Here is a 21,023-nt window from a genome sequence, read left to right as displayed (position 1 = left end):
TTAGCCAGTCCTAAAAGTTACCTTAAATTCAGATAAAAGGGAGGAAAGCTTGTTCGCACACGAGCACCTGACGGGCAAACCGGCCCTTGCGGATGATGCACCGGTCCAAAACCGTAAAACCCGCATGCCGAAGCCCCGCGTCCATCGGCTCCGTCGTCACGAAAACGGCGCGTCCCGCAAGCCTGCGGGCGCTCTCCAGCATCTGCCGCTGCTCCTCCTCCGGCAATACGGAGCATAAATTATAAGGCATATCCAGGATGGCGGTATCCCAGCGCCCGCTGAGCATGCGCATATCGTGCAGGTGGACGACATCCGGGAAACCGAAATGCGCCAGATTGGCGCGCGCGCCGCGAAGCGCCAGCGGATTGATGTCGAAGCCTTCGATCCCGATCCCCATGGACAGCGCTTCGATCAGAACCGTGCCGATGCCGCAGCACGGATCAACGGCGCGGATGCCGCGCGGGTCCGGTACGGCGATATTGGCGACAGCCCGGGCCACCCGGGTGCTGAGCGCCGTGGAATAATTTTGCGGCTTCGCGTTATGTTTCAGCCAGACCGCCTCATTCCCGGCCAGTTCGCCGAACCGCCAACTCCCTGCGGCGAATGCCAGCCCGAACTGCCGCTCCGGCGTCCGCATCTCCGCCCTCCCCCTCAGACGGGCACCGACTTGGCGTTCCAAGGAACGCCGCTCGTCATAAGCGAAGCCGTCATCCGTGTCCACGAACACGACCTTGAAGGTAGCCCCGTCCAATCGTATCGCGGCGGCTAGCTCAGCCAGCTCCTCCAGGCTGTCGGCCTCGTGCATGACCGTCAGCTTCCGCTTGATGAACGGGCTTCGGCTCGGGTCCAGGCTTCGCGCGCTGAAGAAGTACCCGTCCGCCGGCGTCACGCCGAAGAGCATCCGCAGCTCCAGCCCGCACAGCTCCTGCTCATCCTCGTGGCAGGCATACGTATATAAATGATTGTTCATCTCTTAGACAGCCCCATTCCGCCCATAGCAGTTCGTCCTGTTGATCCGCTCTTATCATACCAAAAGAGAACGCCGCACCGCTATTTGTCGAAATGCCTCCTTTCTCGTGCCCTCCGGCACCCAGCAACAATCCTCCCGCCGGCTGCAAAGCCGCCAGGATAAACGGCTACACCGTCCTTGTCTTACAAGGAGCAGCGCATTTACCAAGGTTGATGCGAAGCTATAAGCTACGAAAACTTATAAATTTTTATCAACCAAAAAAACCGCAGACTCGGCCAATCGCCGGCAGCCTGCGGTTCTCGCGCTAATATTGGAACGGCGGAGCGATCTTCACCGCCGGCGGCTCGTCGATCTTTACCCAGCTTCGGATCATCGACAGCAGCTGTGCGCTGTTGACCGGCTTCGTGATGTAATCGGAAGCGCCCGCCTCCAGGCACATCTCCCGGTCGCCCTTCATGGCCTTGGCCGTGAGCGCGATGATCGGAAGCTCCTTGAATTCCGGCTTCTCGCGGATCGCCCGGGTTGTCTCGTATCCGTCCATCACCGGCATCATAATATCCATCAGTACGATATCGATGTCCGGCGTTTGCTCCAGAAAGGCGATCGCATCATGGCCGTTATCGGCCGGGATGACCTTCATGTTGTGGCGCTCTAGAATCGTCGTCAGGGCAAAAATGTTCCGTACGTCGTCGTCGACGACGAGCACCTTTTTATACTCGATCATCTCGTCCGACTGATACAGCTTCACGAGCGTCTGCCGCGTATTCTCGGGCAAATCCTCCGCCTTGCGGTGCAGGTACAGGGTCGTCGCGTCCATGATCTGCACCGGCGACTTCACTTCCTTGATCACGGCCGATTTCGTTAGCTCCTCCAGCTCGGTCTCTTCGTCACGTGAAAGCTTCGTGCTGCGGTTCAGCACGAGCGGCACATATTTATTCTTCAGATTCTTCTGCATCTCGCGCACGAACTGAATGACGTTCATATCCGGCAGATCGCTGTCGATCAGCACGCAGTCGAAGGCCTTGCTGTTCAGCTGATTGAGCGCCTTGCGTCCGGTATCGACGGAGATCGTTTGGACGTCCTTGCTGCCGACCATGTCCACCATCTGCTTGCGCCGCTCTTCGTCGCCTACGGTCACGAGCAGCTGATGAACACTCTTGTCCGCATATTGGTTCAGCTGATCGAGTGCATTCTCCAGCTCTTCGTTCGTTACCGGCTTGCAGATGTGCTTATATACGCCCTTCTGCAGCAGCCCGATCTCATCCTCCTCCACTGTAATGACGCACACGGGAATGTGACGAACGCTGATTTCGTTCTTCAGATGCTCGATCACGAGCCAGCCGTCCGTCTCCTTCAGGCGCAAATCGAGCGTAATCGCGACCGGATGGAACCGCCGCGCGAGCTCCAAAGCATCCGTTCCCGTGGAGGAAATGACTGTCTTGATGCCTTTCTTCCGCAGCAAATCGAGCAAAATCTCATTGAACTTCCGATCGTCCTCAATGACGAGGAAGACACGGTCCCCCGGCTTGATGTGATCCCGGTCGTCGGCTATTTCGTTGTCCACAGGCGCCGGAGCGGTGCGCGTCTGCTTCGGCGGGGTCACGTCAATGACCTCGGGAACGTATTTGGGCTTTGGCTTCGGATCGGTAAAATCGTGATCGAGCGGCAAATACAAATTGAACGTGCTGCCTTTGCCGACGACGCTGTACAGCGTAATTTCGCCGCCCAACATTGCAGTGATCTCGCGGGAGATGGCCAGACCGAGACCGGTGCCGCCATACTCGCGGTTGGTGCTGCCGTCCGCCTGCTGGAACGCCTCGAATACAATCTGCTGCTTCTCCGGAGCGATGCCGATACCCGTGTCGCTGACCGAGAAGCATATCACCAGCTTCGCACGGTTCAGCCGCTCGTTGTCGGGCGTCCAACCGTCCAAGGCCCGGCGGATCAAGAACATGACTTGTCCTTCCTCCGTAAATTTAAAGGCGTTGGACAGCAAATTTTTGAGGATCTGCTGCAGCCGCTTCTGATCGGTTACGATCAAGGGCGGGATATTCGCCTCCGTCTTGATGCGGAATTCGAGCTTCTTGCTCTCCGCCATATGGCGGAAGGTGCGGTCGAGTCCGTCCGTCAGCTCGTTCACCGGAACTTCGCTGTAGTCCGGCGTGATGGTGCCGGATTCGATTTTGGACAGATCGAGAATATCGTTGATCAGATTCAGGAGCTCGAGTCCCGAGTCCTGAATCGTCTTGGCGAATTTCACCTGCTGCTCGGACAAGTTCGCATCCGGGTTCTCCGACAGCTGCTCGGCAAGAAGCAGCAGTGAATTCAGCGGTGTCCTCAGCTCATGAGACATGTTGGCCAGAAATTCGGATTTGTATTTGGACGTAAGCGCAAGCTGTTCGGCTTTCTCCTCGAGGAAGCGCTTGGCGACTTCGACTTCGTTGTTCTTGCTCTCTACTTCGGCCTTCTGGATGACGAGCAGCTTCGCTTTATCCTCCAGCTCTTCGTTCGTATTTTGCAGCTCCATCTGCTGCTTCTGCAGCTCTTCGGTAAGCGATTGGGACTGCATAAGCAGCTCTTCCGTCCGCTGGTTCGCCTGCATCGTATTGATGACGATCCCGATGGATTCCGTCAGCTGGTCGAAGAACGCGACGTCGATTTCGCTGAAGGCGCGGAACGAAGCCAGCTCGAGCACCGCCAGCACCTGATCCTCGAAAATGATCGGCAGCAGCACGATATTGAGCGGCGTGCTCTCGCCAAGTCCCGAGGAGATCATGACGTAATCGTTCGGGACATTCGTCAGCAGAATCCGCTGCTTCTCGATGAGACATTGCCCTACGAGGCCTTGGCCTGCGCGGAATTCGCTCGCGAGATGCTTGCGCTGCTGATACGCATAGCTGGCGAACAGTTTCAGGACCGGCTCTCCGCCGACCGGCTCATTGATGTAGAATACCCCATGCTGCATCGAAACGAGCGGCGCCAGCTCGGAGAGGATCATGCGGCTGACCGCATACAGATCCCTCTGTCCCTGCAGAAGGCGCGAGAATTTGGCGAGATTCGTCTTAAGCCAGTCCTGCTCGGTATTGATGCGGGTCGTCTCCTTCAGGTTGCGGATCATCTCGTTGATGTTGTCCTTCAGGGTCGCCACCTCGCCCGCGGCCGCCACGTCGATGCTTCGCGAGAGGTCGCCCTTCGTTACCGCGGTCGCTACGTTCGTGATGGCGCGCACCTGCGTAGTGAGCGTACTCGCCATATAGTTGACGTTGTCGGTCAAATCGCGCCACGTCCCAGCCGCGCCGGGAACGTTCGCCTGACCGCCCAGCTTCCCTTCCGCACCGACCTCGCGGGCCACGGTCGTTACCTGATCGGCGAACGTCGCCAGCGTCTCGATCATGTTGTTGATCGTATCGGTCAGCTCCGCGATCTCGCCTTTGGCGTCGACCGTCAGCTGCTGCTTCAGATTCCCGTTCGCGACGGCCGTCACGATCTTCGCGATGCCGCGCACCTGGTCGGTCAGGTTCGTCGCCATAATATTGACGTTATCGGTGAGATCCTTCCAGATCCCGCCGACGCCGCGCACCTGCGCCTGGCCTCCGAGCTTGCCGTCCGTACCGACCTCACGCGCCACCCGCGTCACCTCGGAGGCGAACGAGCTCAGCTGGTCCACCATCGTATTGATCGTGTTCTTCAGCTCGAGCAGCTCGCCTTTGACGTCCACCGTAATTTTCTTCGACAAGTCGCCGTTCGCGACCGCCGTCGTTACACCCGCGATGTTCCGGACCTGGTTGGTCAGATTGCTCGCCATATAGTTGACGGTATCGGTCAAATCCTTCCACGTTCCGGAGACATCTTTCACGTCCGCCTGTACGCCCAGCTTCCCTTCCGTCCCGACCTCCCGCGCCACGCGAGTCACCTCGGCGGCAAAGTTCGAAAGCTGGTCCACCATCGTATTGATCGTGCTCTTGAGCCGCAACATCTCGCCTTTGACATCGACCGTAATTTTCTTCGACAAGTCGCCTTTCGCGACCGCCGTGGTGACGTCCGCAACGTTGCGAACCTGGTCGGTCAAATTGCTCGCCATGGAATTGACGCTCTCTGTCAAATCCTTCCACGTGCCGCCGACGCCCTTCACCTCCGCCTGGCCGCCCAGCTTCCCTTCCGTACCGACCTCGCGCGCCACCCGCGTCACCTCGGAGGCAAACGTGGAGAGCTGGTCCACCATCGTGTTGATCGTATTCTTCAGCTCGAACATTTCCCCTTGAACGTCGGCCGTAATTTTCTTCGACAGATCCCCGTTGGCGACCGCCGTCGTCACGACCGCGATGTTACGCACCTGGTCGGTCAAATTCGAGGCCATGTAGTTTACGCTCTCGGTCAAATCGCGCCACGTGCCCGCCACGCCCTTCACCTGCGCTTGTCCGCCCAGCATCCCGAGCGTACCTACCTCGCGCGCCACTCGCGTTACCTCGGAGGCGAACGTGGAAAGCTGCTCCACCATCGTATTAATCGTATTCTTCAGCTCGAGAATTTCGCCGCGGGCGCCCACCGTAATTTGCTTGGACAGGTCCCCCTTGGCGACCGCAGTCGTGACCTCGGCGATATTCCGCACCTGATCGGTGAGCGTCCCCGCCATGAAGTTCACGCTGTCGGTCAAATCCTTCCAGGTACCCGATACGCCTTTTACGTCGGCTTGCCCGCCCAGAATCCCTTCAGTCGAAACCTCGCGGGCCACCCGGGTCACCTCCGACGCAAACGTCGAGAGCTGATCCACCATTGTATTGATCGTGCTTTTCAGCTGCAGCAGCTCGCCTTTGACGTCAACGGTAATCTGCTTGGACAAATCGCCCTTCGCCACGGCCGTCGTGACCTCGGCGATATTGCGGACCTGGTTCGTCAAATTCGTCGCCATGTAATTGACGCTCTCGGTCAAATCCCGCCAGGTGCCCGCCACGCCCGTCACCTCCGCCTGGCCGCCGAGAATTCCTTCCGTGCCGACCTCCCGCGCCACCCTCGTCACCTCGGAGGCAAACGTCGAGAGCTGGTCCACCATCGTATTGATCGTAATTTTCAGCTCGAAGATTTCGCCCTGCGCGTCGGCCGTAATTTTCTTCGACAGGTCCCCGTTGGCTACCGCCGTCGTCACGACCGCGATGTTCCGTACTTGGTCGGTCAAATTCGAGGCCATGTAGTTCACGCTTTCGGTCAAATCGCGCCACGTCCCGGATACGCCCTTCACATCCGCTTGGCCGCCCAGCTTCCCTTCCGTGCCGACCTCCCGCGCCACCCGCGTCACCTCGGAGGAGAACGTCGACAGCTGCTCCACCATCGTATTGATCGTATTTTTCAGCTCCAGAATTTCGCCCTTGGCGTTCACCGTAATTTGCTTGGACAAGTCGCCCTTCGCCACGGCCGTCGTAACGGCGGCGATGTTCCGGACCTGATCGGTCAGGTTGCTCGCCATGTTGTTCACGCTGTCCGTAAGATCCTTCCAGGTGCCGGATACGCCCTTCACGTCCGCCTGCCCGCCCAGAATCCCTTCCGTACCGACCTCCCGCGCTACCCGCGTTACCTCGGAGGCGAAGGTCGAGAGCTGGTTCACCATCATATTGATATTGTTCGCCGTACGGTAGAATTCCCCGGTGAGCGCCCGGCCCTCAATCTCGAGCTCCACCTGCTGGGACAAGTCCCCTTGGGCTACGGCGTTGATTACCCGGACCATCTCGCTCGTCGGCTGCGTCAAATCGATGACGAGTCCGTTCAAGGAATCGACGACCGAGTCCCAGGAGCCGCCCGTATTTTTACGGGAGAACCGGTGGGAAAGCTTGCCTTCCTTGCCCACAACCTTGGCCACCGATTGGATTTCGTTGACCATGCCTTCCTGCATATCCATAATTTCATTAAAAGTATCGGCCACCTTGCCGGCGATTCCCGTCAAGTCATAAGGCATCCGGTAAGCGAAGCTGCCCTTCTTTAAAGCCATCAACGCATTCAATAATTCGCCTGTGTTCAGCTGGTCTGGAGATGAAGAGGATTGCGGTATTCCCGGATTCAGTTCCTGTTCTGACATAGAGTTTAGTCCTTCCTATGTGTACTGGGATAAACGCTTTCCGTCAACGCCAGAATACCAGCTGCCGAGGCTCGTTTTTTTGAGGGAGCCCCGATGCAGCCGGCACTGTAATTCAATACCGATAAACCACGACTTCTTGCCGGTTGTAGTGAACGGCATCGTCTTTGCAAGCGGCTGCATAATCATGCTGCCCCCTGCACCGTGTCCCCACCGATTTCAAATTCCGGTAGAAGACAGATTTCCTTCCTATTTACCACCGAATCGGGAAGATTAAACACCCTTTTGACATTTTTATAGCGAAAATAAATTGCCGAAGGAGGGACCAGGATCAAACAAAAAACAGCCGGGACGATGAAAAGCCTCATCGCCCCGACTGCTGTTCTTGACATATTTAACGGAACTCGGGATATTGCACCCCTTGCCCTTCCAATTTCTCAATCTGCTCGCAAATGCGGTGCTGCCATTCCGTATCCGCCGTTATGGAAGCGGCCAGCGAAAGATTGTACAAACCGGCCAGCTTGCGGGCATAGATCGCATTATAATGCAGACAGGCCGACATTTCGGATGTCTCGTCCTCCGTCAACTCCCGCTGCTGCTGAAGCGTCCACAATTCGGCGAGCCGCCAATGCACGGATAACATCGTACCCCATCCCCTCTCATCCGTTTTCTTCCTACCTTCCAGTATGGGCAGCGGGAATAGACTTTAGACAGAGGATAAAGATGCGTTAGATTCTTATTTGTTCCGTATGGAAACCACCTTTCGCTTCTTTGGATTGGTCGCAGTTTAGAATAAGCTGTTTGCTGCGGTGCTTGTCCCCGGTTGGCCGGGTCATCTGAACCACCCGGCCGGCGAAAGGACCGTACGCTTTCCCTTTGCTGCCATAAACGGCTTGTCCTTCCTTGAGCAGCATGGCTCAGGCGTCTACCCGTCTACCTCCCTTACACGACTTCGCATAACCTGAGCTCATCCCACATTGTAGCATGGCTCCGATTGAAGAAGGTTTTGATGAAATTGGACTGAAATGTCCTTTTCATGATAGCGTTTACAATCAATCTGTTCCCTCGATGTGACGTTACAATATTTGATATGCTACAATAAATTACATTGAATGCGTTTCCATTCCGTTATTTAGGAGGTGTAATGATGTCCCGGGTAACCCCCTTGCCTTGGTTGAAAAGGTTTCACCTGGCCCATAACGTCAGGGAGACGATAAGGCCTCGCGAGTACTTTCATGCCCATGACGGCATCGAATTTCTATACATTCACGAAGGCTCGGGGCAGCTTGTCCTGAATGACCGCTATTACCGGATCGAACCCCCTATGCTGATGTTTTATCAGCCGTTCCAAGAGCACTTTTTGCATATGGACTTCCCTTATGCCAGAACCGTTCTGAAAGTCAGACTGCAGGATAGCGACCGGTTCGCCCGGCTGTTTCCCACGCTGCATCAGTTCGTCGCGACCCTCGCGGAACAGAAGCCGAACGACCAGGTTTTCCGCCTGGACGAACGGCAGGATGCGGATCTTCGCAGTCTGTTCGGCTTGTTCCATGAGACGCTGAAGCTGATGCCGGAGCCGGAACGCACGGAGCACTTCTACGGCTACTGGGCGCAGTTCCTTTCTTACTTCAAAACCCGCATCTATATTCAGTCCGTCCCAACCGAGCAGGCGTTACCCGCCCGGTCCACGCGGCATATCGAGAAAATCATGAAATGGGTTGAGGAGCATTTTATCGAGGAGTTTCAATTGAATAAGCTGGCGGAGGAGGTCCATCTCTCTCCGAGCTATGTGTCCCGATTGTTCCGCAAGACGACGGGAAGCACCATCATGGAATATATAGGAAAAAGAAGGCTGGAAGAGGCCTGCCTCCTCCTCCGCACCTCCACTCTGCCTGTCAGCGAGATTGCGCAAACCTCCGGCTTTTCCGATGCCGCATACTTTTGCCGCAGCTTCAAGAAGAAATACGGGGCAACCCCGCTGCAGTACCGCAGTACAAGCGGCTGACCGCCTCATCCCGCCACGCTGGAATAGCGCCGCAGCCCCTGCGCCCAAATCCAATAAGCGATGGCTATGATGCCGACCGCCGATACCGGCACCACCCAAGCCGCCCAATCGTATTGATGCGGGCGCAGCAAATAAGCGGCAGGGAAGAAGCTGCCGAGCGCATACGGAATGACATAGGTCAGCAGCCCCCGCAGCACCGGATGAAAGATCTCCAGCGGGTACCGTGTGAAATCGTACAGTGGCGACCTGTGGGACTTGTGCGCTTGAGATGGGCATTTGGGAGGGTATCGCCATTCAGTAGTTAGTAGGGATTGCAAGGCCACTGTTGCCTGTAAACCGGTGGAATTCCTGGATCTTGTGAACCCAGGTTCAGTACAAAGGAACCTAAGGTCATTAACGACGGTCGTGCATCGTTTGACGCTGCTGTAATGAACTTGAGCGTACTTTTAGCGAAACCAGGTTCATTAGTAGAGAACGCAAGGTCACTACAGCCTGTACACCAGCGGTATCCCTTGATCTAGTGAACCCGGGTTCAGTATAAAGGAACCTAAGGTCACTAACGACGGTCGTGCATCGTTTGACGCTGCTGTAATGAACTTAAGCGTACTTTTAGCGAACCCGGATTCACTAGTAGAGAACGCAAGGTAACTGTTGCCTGTAAACCGGCGGAATCCCTGGATCTAGTGAACCCGGGTTCAGTACAAAGGAACCTAGGGTCACTATAGCCTGTAAACCGGGCAACAGAGGAGCTGGAACGATTTCTACGGACAAAAAAAGAGACCGATGATTTCTCATCCGCCTCTAATCCGTTTATCCCAGCGCTTTCCCTCAGAGACTCTCTCTTCCGGCTACAGCTTCTTGATTCTCCCCTTGAACCGCTCGATGAAGCGCGCGTTGGCGGCGTCGCCCCCGCTGGCATTGCCGCTCATCCAGATCGGCGGATGAACGCCTTCCTGCACGAGCAGGTCCACCGTTTCAGCCACAAGCGAGTTCAATAAAAACGCGTTGGCGAACGTGGACATCGCCGCGACGCGCTGGTCCAGCCCTTCGATCTCTACCACGGCGTCGCCTACCTCGATCCGGCTATCGAGCACAAGATCGACGAGCTCATACAGGTTCTGCTTGGAGGGATGCCGAGCCGGGTGGTCCGGAGGCGTCGCCTTCGCGTGCCTCACGGACGTTACGCCGATCGTCTTCACCCCTCTGGCCTTGGCTTCCAAAGCCGCATCGATCAGCGCCGCATTGATGCCGTAAGCGTTGATGAGGATCAGCAGATCGCCTTCGCCCAGACCGTAATCGTCCAGGACGATTCGCCCGTAGCCCGGCGTCCGCTCCATCGCCATCGACCTCAAGGCGCCTCCGCTGAGCAGCGTGCCTTCGTCCAGTATGGCGCTGATATGCATCAGCCCTCCGGCGCGGAAAAAGATTTCCTGCGAGCCCAGATTCGAATGCCCGCCCGGCCCGTAGGCGTAAACCAGCCGGTCCTGCTTGATATGGTCAGCCAGCATCCGGGCCGCCGCCCGGACCGGATGCTGCTCCTCCTGATGGAGAACCTCCAGATGCTGTATGATTTTATGAAAATATTGCGTCATCACGCCGGCCTTTGCCGCTTCCATCCCATGTCACGCTCCTTTTTTCGGAATCGGAATCCCGTCAAAATACTTTCTGCCCTGCCTTATACGTGTGCCGGATCGAAATTCCTTGATCGTCTCGGTCAAACAGGACCAGATCGGCCGCCGCACCAACCTCCAGCCCCCGCTGCGCAGTCAGCCCCATGAACGCGGAGGGGCGCACCGACGCCATCTCCCAAGCTTCCGCGAATGAGGCCAGGCCGCGGCTCGCGAGATGATGAATGCCGGACGGCAGCAGCTGAACCGAACCGGCCAGCAGGCTGGGGTTCTCCGCCAGATGAAGCCGCCCCTCCGGGGTCAGCACGACCTTGCCGCCGATGTGGCTCTCGTAGGCGCCTGGCGCCATGCCGCTGAGATACACGGCGTCGCTGACGATCATCGCCCGCTCGCCCTTCGTTCGGAACACGACCTTGAGCACCGGGTCCGGCAAATGAAAGCCGTCTGCAATGACGCAGGCGGATAGTCCGTCCTGAGCCAGCTGGCTCCATATATAATTCGGATGACGGGGCAAGGCCAGATGCGCGCCGTTGCCCAGATGGGTCGACATGCGCGCCCCGGCCTGCACCGCTTCTGCGATTTGCTCCTCCGTCGCCGACGTGTGGCCGATCGATACCGTAACGCCTTGCGCGGCGCAGCGTTCAATGAATCGGACGGCATCCGGCCATTCGGGAGACAGCGTAACGATCCGAATGCGTCCCTCCGCCGCCTCCTGCCACCGCTCAAACAGCTCCCAATCCGGCGCTTTCACATAGCTTGCGCTGTGGGCGCCCCGAGGGCCGTCCTCGCACGAAATGAACGGCCCCTCCAGATGAATGCCCGCCACGGCAGCCGCGGATACACGATCCGATGCGCAGGCCCGGGCTATCGTGCGAAGCGCCTGCTCAATCTCTTCATCGCCGTTGGTGATCACCGTCGGATAATACGAGGTGACCCCTTCCTGCCATAAAGCGCGGGTCGCCCGCTCGACCGTCCCCTCCGGCAGAGGAATCGTGTTGAAGTCGGCGCCGCCGTACCCGTTGATCTGAAGGTCCACCAGTCCCGGACCGATCCAAGGGAGAGCGGAACCGCTTCTCTCCGCAGGCAGGGGCACGATCTCCTTGATCCGTCCGTCTTCCAAATATAATGAAACGGATTGTTCCGTTCTATAATGAATTCCGGTGATCACCGTTACTTTCTCCTGCATGCTCTCCATCTCCTAACTTCATTCGCCGTAAGAATCCCGATCCGCGTAAAGCGTGCAATGGCTGTGTCTGCGAAGCGCCGTGGAAGGGCATTCCGTCGAGATCGAGCCGTTCAGGGTGCGGCGCACGGCGGCGGTTTTAGTCAGACCCGGAACCATGCAGTATAAATGGGCTCCGGCCATGAGCGCCGGAATCGTCAGCGTCAGCGCATGGGTCGGCACCTCCTCCAGGGCGGCGAAGCAGCCGTCGTTGACCTGCTGCTGCCGGCAGGCCAGATCGAGCTCGACGCTCTTCACGAGCGCCCGGTCTTCAAAATCAGCCACCGGCGGATCGTTAAACGCCAGATGTCCGTTCTCGCCGATCCCGAGACAGACGATATCGATCGGCGCTTCTTGAATCAGCCCGGCGTAACGCTTGGCCTCCGCTTCAATGTCGTTCGAACTGTCGATCAGGTGAACCTCCCCCGGCTTCACCTCGTCGAATAAGCCGCGGCACAGGAACGTGCCGAAGCGCTGCGGGGCATCCGCCGGCAGCCCGATATATTCGTCCATGTGAAAGGCGGTAACTCTGGACCAATCGATCTCCGGGACGGCCTTAAGCGTGCTTAAAAATTCGTTCTGCGACGGGGCGGCCGCGAATACCATACGAACCCGGTCCTGCCGGCCGAGCAGCTCCTTCATCTTGCCAGCGACATCGGATCCGGCCGCCGCGCCCAACTCGCTGCGGTTTGCGTATACTTCCACGTTCAATTGATCAACCTTGTCCTTCCGGACCGGCTCTGCTGCTTTCTTCGTCATCGAAAAGATCACCTCGTATTCATGTATTGTTGAACTGCCTTGCGAATCCTTTCCTCCACCGACGGATCAAACGGAGCCGGCAAACGGAAGAAAGGAACCGAGCCTTCTGCCTCATACCCTCCCTGGGCCAGCATTTCCCGGGTAGGGACGTAACCAAGCATACCGTTCGTATAAGCCAGCGGGAGGATACTCCCTTCGGAAGCCTGCTTGACGAACAATCCGTAGTCCGCCACCATCTCCGCATTAAACGTCAGCAAGATTAACCCTTCCGCCAGCTGCACCCCGGTTATCTCCAGAGCCCCGCCGGTCCGGGAGGACGGATCGCGAAAGGGAAGCTCGACGGCGAAGCTTCGGCTGCGAAGCGCAGCCGGCGCCAGCACGGTCATCGGCTGCTCAAGCGCGCGCAGCACCGCGTCACTGAGTTGCCAGCCGAACCGTTCCACCTCTGCACGGTGTCCCTTGTAGAATTGCCCATCCTCCGCGAGGTAAGGACGAATATCGCCGCAGCAGCCCTGCAGGTAAGCACCTATAGCTTCTCCTCCCAGCGCGTGCTCGATCCGGTCCAGCGCGGCACCCGGGAACTCCGATGATACCGCGTTGTCGTCCGTCGTCGTCGGGTGGCACGTATAGTGAACGAACACGGCTTTCGTTTCCCCGCTTCGCTTCCGGAACCGGATCACGGTCACCTCCGGGTCCACCGGGCCGGCTTCATTCGGTGCCATGACGATGGCCCCTCCCGCTTCCAGCCTTCGATTCACGCCGATCGTGCAAGTCTCGCCGCCCTTCTCTACCGTAACGGGCTCCTTATCCACCAGCGCCCGTTCGATGCCTTCGATCAGCCGCTCCTCCAGATAGGCCAAATACGCTTCGTCCTTCAGTCCGAGGGAATCCGCCAGACTGCCGCTCGTTTGCGGTCCCGAATGCGTATGCGTAGCGTGCAGCAGCACCGTTTCGAAGCCGAAGCGCTCCTGCAGCTTAGGCCTAAGCTGCAGGACAAGATCGGTCCCCCACCAGATGAGATCCGCGGAGACGAACAGCGCGCCGGTGCTCTGGCCCTCCCGGTCGCTCTGCCCGAAGCAATGAATTCTGGCGTAGAGCGGCTGTGCGACCGATTCGAAGCTTCCGGCACGATGAGCGAATCCGGCCAGCGGCACAGGGTGAGGCGGAGTAATGTCCATTTTGGCCGAGCCAAGCAGTAATTGCGGTTCCATACGTCAGATGACCTCCGGCCGGACGATGCCTTCACTGGGTAACAGCTCCAGGATCAGCAGCACGTTCCGAATAATATGAAAAGGGTCCTTTACCGGCAGCGCCACGACCTTATTCAGCGGCCGTCCGCTGCGGTCGCGGATTTGAATCCATTCGCCGACCGTCCGGTCCGGGTTCGGGAACGTACGGAAGACATAATCGTGCGCCTGACTGTACATCGACAGAAACGCCGGATCGCCCGAGTGCTCGTAGGCGAGCAGCGTGCTGTACAGCGCCTCCGAATGCGGCCACCACAGCTTCGTATCCCAGGTGTCCAGGATCAGCCGCTCATACGGATCACCCGTCCGAAGGCCTCGAGGCTCGCCGCCCTCCCGGTCGACGAACCGCAGCAAGCCTCCTTCGGCGGCATCCCATCCAAGCTCGAACGCCCGCTTCACCGCCGGGAGCGCCTCAGCGATCAGATCCCGCCGATTCAGTCGCTCCGCCGCTGCGATAACGAACCACATGCTCTCCAGCGTATGCCCTGGATTCACATGACGGCATAACAACGTATCCTGCGCCCTCTCCTCCTTCGACACCAGCTCTGCTACTTGGCCGTCCGGCTGAAGGAAATGCCGGAGAATCCGCTCCGCATAAGCGAGACAATCCGACCGGACCCGGCTTTCGTCCGGATGGCCAAGCGACTGCAGGGCATCCATGAGCTGCTGGGAACAATTCAGCATAATCATCGAGACCGAATGGGAATCCATGCCTTCCGGGATCGGATACGGCTCGCTGCGGACATGACCGCTCTGCAATCGGCCGCGAATCCGGTCATACAACCGGAGCGCATCCTCCGCGATATCGGCCCGCCCGCTGACCCTCGCATACTCCGAGAAGCCGAGGACCACGAAGCAGTCCGCGTAGAAGCTCGTATCGTAGCCTTGACCGGGGATGCTCTCCTTCTTCGCCCCTTCCTCCGTCAGCAGAAAGGCGCAGTTGCCGTTGTCCAGCATGGCGTGCCGTTTCAAGAAATCGACCGTCTTACCGGCCTGCTCCAAGAAGCTTTCCGCATCGCCGGACAGCACCTTCCTCCCGCACAGGTCGGCAATCCGGGACCACAGCCAGATGAACCGGCCCTGCGACCAAGTATATTTGTCCGTGCTCAGCAGCTCACTTCCCGTATTCGTAAAGCAGGTATACACGCCGCCATGCCGCTCATCGAGCGCTCTCATCCAGAAAGGAAGCAATTCCTGAATAAGATGGCCTTCGTACCACGCCCGAAGCGCTTCTCTATCCAACTGTTCCGTCATCCGAACTCCCTCCCTTTGCTCTCCAGGAATGAGCATCCGGATCCGCAGATCGGCGGATGCTCCCTCCTTTTACTCTATGGGCAGAAGCAACGTATCCGAGGGTTCACAGTCACCCGCCGCTCCTGCCCCGGGTCCATTACGATTCGTACTTCAGTCTGCTGCCCTTCGACAGCGTATCGTCGACATCCTCATTCAAGGAATTCAAGAGCTGGGTTACCTCGGGAGCGACCGACTTGCCCCGGTTAAGCAGGCCCATGCCGATAAACAGGATAGCCGACACCAATACGGGAGACGCAACCAACGTAGCCGTGCTGACAGTAAACACATATTTGACAAGGATAAAGGTAACAATACCGGCGGCCCAAGAGATGATTGCGGCTTTGGAATCGCTGTGCTTGAAGGCAGGAAGTAGTCCGAGCAGCATCGGAATCGAAATCGGACCGACAAGTGCTCCGAACCAGACGATAAGCAGGCTCAGAATCCCGCCGAAGGAGCCGGAATAAATCGCAATGATTAAGGTAATCACTATAAATGTTACCATGGCCGCCCGGGCAACCACCAGCGTCGCCTTCTCGCTGAGGCCGCGGTATTTCTTCGAGATGACCGGCAGGATATCCCTCGTAATGACGGCGGTAATCGCATTGGCGTCCGACGTCGTCATCGCCATCGTATGGGCGAACATCGAGGCCAGCACGAGCCCGATCAATCCGTGCGGAAGCAGGTCCATCGTCATCAGGGAGTAGGACTGCGTCGGATCCTTAAGGTTTGGGTAAAAGAGCGGCGCCGACCACATCGGAAAGAACAGGATCAGCGGCCAAACAAGATACAGCGCGCCGGACAGAATCGCCGCTTTACGGGCATCAGAGCCGCGCGGCGACGCGATGTAGCGCTGCGCCAAATTCCAGGTTCCCCCGTTATAGCTCAGGAAGTTGATCAGCAGATATGCGAGCACGAAGCCCAGCGTATACGGTCCGATCAAAGGCTGGCTGTGCGTAGGCGGCAGCTGGCTCCATATGCCGGTGAAGGCTCCGATTCCGCCCAGCTTCGCCAGAATAATGACGAACATGGCCACGCCTGCAATCAATTGGACAACAAACTGGGCAAAATCCGTCCAGGCATCCGCCCACAATCCGCCGATCGCGGAATAGACGAGGGAAATCGCGCCGGATACGATAATCCCTACTGCCATCGGCACGCCGGCGAAGACGTTCAGGACGACGGCGATGGCCGCCCACTTCGCACCGACGTCGAACAGCTTCAGCAGCACACCGCTCCAGGCCATCAGCTGCTGGGTCGGCACATTGAACCGGGTCGATAAATACTCCATCGGCGATTCGATGTTCAGCCGTTGGCGCAGCCTCGACCACCGGGGGGCGATAAAGAAAGCGCCAACAAAAATGGCAATGGACACCGGAACCGCCCACCAGATGTACAAGGTGAACCCGTACGTGTAGGCTACGCCGGCATAAGCGACGAATACCGCAGCGCTGTAGCCAGACATGTGGTGCGATATGCCCGACAGCCACCAGGGCATCTTACCGCCTGCCGCGAAGAAGTCCTGGGTCCCGCTGATTTGGCGGAAGGACCAAACCCCGATGCCGATCATAAGCAGAAAAAACAACCCCAATACGATCCAATCCGCTAATGACATATTCTTCCCACCCTTACGCAATAATATGATTCTTAATTAATCCTAGTTTAGGACTAATTAGATAATAATAAATTAACACGCTTTTCATTTCGGCGTCAACCCCAAAATAAACGGCTACGCCGTCCTTGTCTTACAAGGACCAGCGCGTTTACCAAGGTTGATGCGAAGCTATAAGTTACGAAAACTTATAAATTCTTATCAACTAAAAAAATCGGTTCCTGATTGCGGCAGGATCCGGGTGCGCCGACCAAGCGGGTCCGGTTCCTGTGCATCGATTGCCTGCAGAGGATAGCAGCGGCGCCAAAACCGCCAATGGCTCCCGACAGGACTTGTCACCTCCGCAAAATAAACGGGAGTCAAGGAGAATGATCCGGGGGAACTCTCCTTGACTCCCGCTACAACAATTGGTTACGATACTAGCGTCGGCGTCAGACCGAACTGCTTTTTGAAGCTGTCCCGGAAATGATCCTAATCCGCATACCCGATCCGGTCGCATATCTCGTAAATTTTCATCGCGGGATCCTTCAGCAGCCGGCCGGCTTCCTCCATACGGAGACGGATGATCCAATGATTGATCGTAAGGCCGGTCACTTCTTTAAACAGCAGATTCAAATATTTCTCGCTTAACTCCACCGCAGCCGCCACATCCGCCAGCGTTAAATCCCTGCGCGCATACTCTTCCTTCACATACCGGATTGCCCGCTCGACCAGCTTCTTCTTTTTCAAGCTTCCGGTCCATTCTCCGGGAGGCAGCGCCACAGGCAAATTCGGCAGCGTCTCCTTAGCTGCTTGCTCCGCGGCAGCCAGTCCCCGGCGCTCCTCCCTTTCTTTGCGAAGCGCTTCGACCGCGCGCGTAACGACTTTCGCGATCTCGTCCGTATCGATCGGCTTCAGGATATAGTCCAGCACTTGAAGCTTAACCGCCTGCCTTGCATGCTCGAACTCGCTCAGTCCGGATAAGATGATGCAGCGGATGTCCGGCTTTCGGGCCTTCATCGCCTCAATCAACTCCAAACCGTTCATCCTGGGCATTCCGATATCGGTCAGCAGCAGGTCCGGCTCCTCTTGGTCCAGCCAGGCCATAACCTCTTCCCCGTTCTCCGCGGCACCGACCAGCGTAATGCCCAGAGCATTCCAGTTGATGGAGCGGACCAACGTTTCGCGGACGATCTTCACATCTTCCGCAATAATCATCTTGAACATGAGATACTCACCCCCGCGCTTCATTCCGACGGCTCAAGACGGCAGGGCAGCACGACTTCGACGCACGTTCCTTCGCTGACCTCCAAATAACGCAAACCATACGCATCCCCATAGTGCAGCTGGATTCTCCGGTGGACATTCATGGTGCCGTAGCCGGTCCCAACGCCGTTCGATTGATCTTTGGAATTGCCCGCAGGCTGCTGCCATAGCCTGAGGTTCATCCGATCCGCCTCGCAGCCTCGTCCGTTGTCCTGGACCCTGAGCACAAGCGCCTCTATAACGTTCAAAAAATGCCGGAATCGTTGATCCGCTTGGCAATATGATTGGCGAGCAGCACCATCGCGAGGCCGATGACGCCCTTGATGACGTCGGCCGCCGCAGCGAGGCTGAGGCTGAACTGTTCGATGCCGATCCGGTAAATGTACGTATCCAGGATGTCCCCCACTTCAAATACCATCGGATTGTACAGGTTGATGACCTGGTCCAGACCGGCGCTCATGATGTATCCGACCCTGAGAATGAAGATGACGACAATGGTCCCCGCAATACCCGGCAGGGTGACGTGAAGGATCCGCCCGAACCGCGTGGCTCCGTCCATAATGGCCGCTTCGTAAACCTCCGGGTTGAGCCCGGCAATGGCGGCGATATAGACGATGGCGGCCCAGCCCATCTCCTTCATCGTATCGGTGACGACGAGGATCGTCCGGAAGTAAGCCGGCTCTACGAGCAAATAAGCCGGTTGTCCGCCGAACAATTCGACGATCTTGTTAATAACGCCGGTTTCCGGCGATAACAGCAGCGTGATGATTCCCCCGTAGACGACCCAGGATACGAACCTCGGCAAATATACCGCGGTTTGCAGCGTCTTCTTGAACCAGACAGCCCGGATCTCATTCAGCGCAAGCGCAAGCAGGATCGGACACAGGAAGCCGCTGATCAATTTGTACAGGCTGATCAGCACCGTATTCATGAAGGCGTGGCGGAACATTTCGGATTCGAACAGCAACCGGAAATATTTCAGTCCTGCCCACTGGCTTCCGGTGAAGCCTTGAATGACGTTGTAATCCGTAAACGCGATGCCGATCCCGTAGAGGGGAAGATAATCAAAAATGAAAACCCATACAATAGCGGGAAGCAGCAAGAGGTATAATAATTTGTATTTCCAAATCCGTCTTAACCGCCTCCTGAGCAGCGTCTCTCTTTCACCCGCGATCCTTGCGGTCGCCAGCTCCATCCCATTCTCCTCCGATCCTCTCTCCAGCAGCGTCCATGTGAAAAGAAAGTGCTTACAAGAATTAGTTTACCTGAAAGGAGCGGACCGAAAAACCGGAGCGAAGGACAATAATACCCGGGAAAAGTCGCATTTTACGATAAATAAAAAAAAGCTGTTATTCCTTTTCAAAATCAAGGATAACAGCGAAAGCGGCTCCGATACTGGAGGAATAGGCATTGGCTACGAACAGTAAGCTCGTGTGATGGAGCGGATATTTCAAGGCGCGGCTTTCCACGGAAGCCTTCACCGCGTTCCTGAACGTCTCCAGCTTCTCGAACGGACTGTCTATGACGACATATTTGGGGTTGAGCAGGGTAATGATTTGCGATACCGCAGTCCCGACATACTCGCCGGACTCTCGGATGATCTTATCCATCGCCGCATCCAGCTCGGCCTCCGGATCCCATTCGTCCAGCATGCTCCCGTCCAGCCCCGCCCGCGGGTCTTCATGCAATATCCGGCCGCGGATGGCGGGAAGGCTGACCAGGGTTTCCAGGCAGCCCCTTTGGCCGCAGCTGCAGAGGGGACCGTCCGCCCGCACGGGCAGATGGCCGATCTCCCCCGCGCTCCAGCTGGCCCCGCTGTATATCCGGCTGTCCACGATATGGGCTCCGCCCACCCCTTCGTCGATCCGCAGATAGAACGAATTCGACAGCGCCTCTGGAGGGACGACGGAAGAAGGCGCGATTGCGGAAGCCTTCACGATATTAAGCACCAGGGATTTCACCGGCAGCGCCTCGTCGAGACGCGCCTTGAGCGGAACCTCTCTCCAATTAAGGTGGGAGGAGAAATGCACGACGCCTTCCACCGGATCTACCAAAGCGGGAACAGCCAGCCCGATGCCGAGCACTTCCGGATGTCTGGACAGCAGTGATTCGCACAGCTTGATAAGCGTCTTGATCGCCTCTTCCGCATCGTTCCCGTTAAGCGGCAGCTGCCCCTCCTCCAGAATGTTCGAGCCGTAATCGGTTACTACATATTGGCAGAATGCATTCTGAATCAGGATGCCGATAGCCTTGTAGGCTTCCGTCACCAGACTCAGCTGGATTCGAGGCCGCCCGACGCCGCCCGGGTCCTCCGCGCCGACCTCTTTTACGACGCCTTCCTTCAGGAATTTCTCTATGATCAGCGATATCGTGTTCTTGCTGACTCCCATCGCTTTGGCAATCTCCTGCCTGGAGATATGCGGCTGCTTGCGAAGCAGCGCCAATGTGCGTTTCTCGTTCTGCTGACGCAGCAGGGCGGTTCCTTTGTTCATGATGGATGCCATCCTTAAAAATTTGATGAAATGAATATGATCTTGTTCCATGATAGCATACATTCAAAAACGACTGCCAATGCCCCGTCTCGGGCGAACCGATTCAGATGCTGGCAGACGGAAGAAGGTTTAGGAGCGGAAGCGGACGCAGACTGCTCGCCTCAAGGGATGAGGTCAGTCCGGCTTGACCTTGCGGGGTACGATGGTCTCCGTACAACATCGAAGCCGCTTTCGAATTGGATGGACAAAATGGATGACAATTGGATGGTTCCAAACCGGAAGCTTCCCTTTAGACTGGACAGAGAAAGGAGCGGGTAAATGCGATGCTGACATGGATTTTGGTCATTGGCGTCCATCTTGGCGCCATCTTGTTCGGAGGAGCGATCTTTATCTTTTATCGAAATAACAAGGATCTTCTATAGTCTCGGCCGCCCGGCGGCAAGCATGCCGGAGCTACCCTTGAATATGCTTGCCCTCTTGCGCTCTTGC

Annotated in this window: 17 protein-coding genes; 1 reads left to right on the top strand and 16 read right to left on the bottom strand. The window is 57.2% G+C overall.

Going from position 1 to position 21,023, the window contains the following annotated elements; genetic code table 11:
* Positions 1-28: 28 nt before the first annotated feature.
* The 5 genes from O9H85_RS09990 to O9H85_RS09970 all read right to left on the bottom strand — a co-directional run bounded on the left by O9H85_RS09990 (position 29) and on the right by O9H85_RS09970 (position 7,948).
* Complete coding sequence (locus O9H85_RS09990) at positions 29-970, bottom strand: TRM11 family SAM-dependent methyltransferase (RefSeq protein ID WP_269881186.1); 942 nt, start codon at positions 968-970, stop codon at positions 29-31.
* Positions 971-1,274: 304 nt separating this feature from the next.
* The gene (locus O9H85_RS09985) at positions 1,275-7,037 is read right to left on the bottom strand and encodes a HAMP domain-containing protein (RefSeq protein ID WP_269881185.1); all 5,763 of its coding nucleotides are present in this window, start codon (positions 7,035-7,037) and stop codon (positions 1,275-1,277) included.
* Positions 7,038-7,052: 15 nt separating this feature from the next.
* Positions 7,053-7,217 carry a hypothetical protein gene (locus O9H85_RS09980; RefSeq protein WP_269881184.1) on the bottom strand — a complete coding sequence of 55 codons (165 nt, stop codon included), beginning with the start codon at positions 7,215-7,217 and terminating at the stop codon, positions 7,053-7,055.
* A gap of 211 nt (positions 7,218-7,428) precedes the next feature.
* Positions 7,429-7,677 (bottom strand): DUF7667 family protein, encoded by a 249-nt coding sequence (locus O9H85_RS09975; RefSeq protein ID WP_269881183.1) that lies wholly within the window; start codon positions 7,675-7,677, stop codon positions 7,429-7,431.
* An 85-nt stretch (positions 7,678-7,762) separates the two neighbouring features.
* Positions 7,763-7,948 carry a hypothetical protein gene (locus O9H85_RS09970; protein WP_269881182.1) on the bottom strand — a complete coding sequence of 62 codons (186 nt, stop codon included), beginning with the start codon at positions 7,946-7,948 and terminating at the stop codon, positions 7,763-7,765.
* 233 nt (positions 7,949-8,181) lie between these two features.
* Here O9H85_RS09970 and O9H85_RS09965 point away from each other — a divergent pair, with 233 nt between their 5' ends.
* Complete coding sequence (locus O9H85_RS09965) at positions 8,182-9,039, top strand: AraC family transcriptional regulator (RefSeq protein WP_269881181.1); 858 nt, start codon at positions 8,182-8,184, stop codon at positions 9,037-9,039.
* A 5-nt stretch (positions 9,040-9,044) separates the two neighbouring features.
* On the opposite strand, the gene O9H85_RS09960 is transcribed toward O9H85_RS09965, so the two are convergent.
* The 11 genes from O9H85_RS09960 to O9H85_RS09910 form a co-directional block, all read right to left on the bottom strand.
* Positions 9,045-9,362: an ABC-2 family transporter protein gene (locus O9H85_RS09960; RefSeq protein WP_269881180.1), complete on the bottom strand. Its 318-nt coding sequence runs from the start codon at positions 9,360-9,362 to the stop codon at positions 9,045-9,047.
* 525 nt (positions 9,363-9,887) lie between these two features.
* A complete protein-coding gene (locus O9H85_RS09955; protein WP_269881179.1) occupies positions 9,888-10,655 on the bottom strand; it encodes an SIS domain-containing protein in 768 nt (255 codons plus the stop codon).
* Between the two features lie 37 nt (positions 10,656-10,692).
* Complete coding sequence (locus tag O9H85_RS09950) at positions 10,693-11,853, bottom strand: N-acetylglucosamine-6-phosphate deacetylase (RefSeq protein WP_269881178.1); 1,161 nt, start codon at positions 11,851-11,853, stop codon at positions 10,693-10,695.
* Between the two features lie 18 nt (positions 11,854-11,871).
* Positions 11,872-12,648: a glucosamine-6-phosphate deaminase gene (locus O9H85_RS09945; protein ID WP_269881177.1), complete on the bottom strand. Its 777-nt coding sequence runs from the start codon at positions 12,646-12,648 to the stop codon at positions 11,872-11,874.
* Positions 12,649-12,656: 8 nt separating this feature from the next.
* Entirely contained in the window at positions 12,657-13,859 is a 1,203-nt protein-coding gene (locus O9H85_RS09940; RefSeq protein WP_269881176.1) for a neutral/alkaline non-lysosomal ceramidase N-terminal domain-containing protein, read from the bottom strand.
* Between the two features lie 3 nt (positions 13,860-13,862).
* Entirely contained in the window at positions 13,863-15,149 is a 1,287-nt protein-coding gene (locus tag O9H85_RS09935; RefSeq protein ID WP_269881175.1) for an AGE family epimerase/isomerase, read from the bottom strand.
* A gap of 136 nt (positions 15,150-15,285) precedes the next feature.
* Positions 15,286-16,800 carry a sodium:solute symporter family protein gene (locus O9H85_RS09930; protein WP_269881174.1) on the bottom strand — a complete coding sequence of 505 codons (1,515 nt, stop codon included), beginning with the start codon at positions 16,798-16,800 and terminating at the stop codon, positions 15,286-15,288.
* A gap of 468 nt (positions 16,801-17,268) precedes the next feature.
* Positions 17,269-18,003: a response regulator transcription factor gene (locus O9H85_RS09925; RefSeq protein WP_269881173.1), complete on the bottom strand. Its 735-nt coding sequence runs from the start codon at positions 18,001-18,003 to the stop codon at positions 17,269-17,271.
* Positions 18,004-18,023: 20 nt separating this feature from the next.
* Positions 18,024-18,269, bottom strand: a complete 246-nt coding sequence (locus O9H85_RS09920) for a sensor histidine kinase (protein WP_333474187.1) — start codon at positions 18,267-18,269, stop codon at positions 18,024-18,026.
* Positions 18,270-18,286: 17 nt separating this feature from the next.
* Positions 18,287-19,237, bottom strand: coding sequence for an ABC transporter permease (locus O9H85_RS09915; RefSeq protein ID WP_269881171.1), 951 nt, complete (start codon positions 19,235-19,237; stop codon positions 18,287-18,289).
* Positions 19,238-19,391: 154 nt separating this feature from the next.
* Positions 19,392-20,534: an ROK family transcriptional regulator gene (locus O9H85_RS09910; protein WP_269881170.1), complete on the bottom strand. Its 1,143-nt coding sequence runs from the start codon at positions 20,532-20,534 to the stop codon at positions 19,392-19,394.
* Between the last annotated feature and the right edge of the window lie 489 nt (positions 20,535-21,023).

This window comes from Paenibacillus gyeongsangnamensis (genome assembly GCF_027533625.1).
Taxonomy (GTDB): domain Bacteria; phylum Bacillota; class Bacilli; order Paenibacillales; family NBRC-103111; genus Paenibacillus_G; species Paenibacillus_G gyeongsangnamensis.
The sequence above is the reverse complement of the archived record's forward strand: the minus strand, read 5'-3'. Positions and strand labels throughout refer to the sequence as shown.

What these genes read in the sequence shown, in the direction of transcription:
- O9H85_RS09990 (WP_269881186.1), bottom strand. Translation starts at nt 970, where the DNA reads ATGAACAATCATTTATATACGTATGCCTGCCACGAGGATGAGCAGGAG.
- O9H85_RS09910 (WP_269881170.1), bottom strand. Translation starts at nt 20,534, where the DNA reads ATGAACAAAGGAACCGCCCTGCTGCGTCAGCAGAACGAGAAACGCACA.
- O9H85_RS09985 (WP_269881185.1), bottom strand. Translation starts at nt 7,037, where the DNA reads ATGTCAGAACAGGAACTGAATCCGGGAATACCGCAATCCTCTTCATCT.
- O9H85_RS09930 (WP_269881174.1), bottom strand. Translation starts at nt 16,800, where the DNA reads ATGTCATTAGCGGATTGGATCGTATTGGGGTTGTTTTTTCTGCTTATG.
- O9H85_RS09945 (WP_269881177.1), bottom strand. Translation starts at nt 12,648, where the DNA reads ATGACGAAGAAAGCAGCAGAGCCGGTCCGGAAGGACAAGGTTGATCAA.
- O9H85_RS09980 (WP_269881184.1), bottom strand. Translation starts at nt 7,217, where the DNA reads ATGCAGCCGCTTGCAAAGACGATGCCGTTCACTACAACCGGCAAGAAG.
- O9H85_RS09940 (WP_269881176.1), bottom strand. Translation starts at nt 13,859, where the DNA reads ATGGAACCGCAATTACTGCTTGGCTCGGCCAAAATGGACATTACTCCG.
- O9H85_RS09955 (WP_269881179.1), bottom strand. Translation starts at nt 10,655, where the DNA reads ATGGAAGCGGCAAAGGCCGGCGTGATGACGCAATATTTTCATAAAATC.
- O9H85_RS09970 (WP_269881182.1), bottom strand. Translation starts at nt 7,948, where the DNA reads ATGCTGCTCAAGGAAGGACAAGCCGTTTATGGCAGCAAAGGGAAAGCG.
- O9H85_RS09935 (WP_269881175.1), bottom strand. Translation starts at nt 15,149, where the DNA reads ATGACGGAACAGTTGGATAGAGAAGCGCTTCGGGCGTGGTACGAAGGC.
- O9H85_RS09975 (WP_269881183.1), bottom strand. Translation starts at nt 7,677, where the DNA reads ATGTTATCCGTGCATTGGCGGCTCGCCGAATTGTGGACGCTTCAGCAG.
- O9H85_RS09950 (WP_269881178.1), bottom strand. Translation starts at nt 11,853, where the DNA reads ATGCAGGAGAAAGTAACGGTGATCACCGGAATTCATTATAGAACGGAA.
- O9H85_RS09965 (WP_269881181.1), top strand. Translation starts at nt 8,182, where the DNA reads ATGTCCCGGGTAACCCCCTTGCCTTGGTTGAAAAGGTTTCACCTGGCC.
- O9H85_RS09925 (WP_269881173.1), bottom strand. Translation starts at nt 18,003, where the DNA reads ATGTTCAAGATGATTATTGCGGAAGATGTGAAGATCGTCCGCGAAACG.
- O9H85_RS09915 (WP_269881171.1), bottom strand. Translation starts at nt 19,237, where the DNA reads ATGGAGCTGGCGACCGCAAGGATCGCGGGTGAAAGAGAGACGCTGCTC.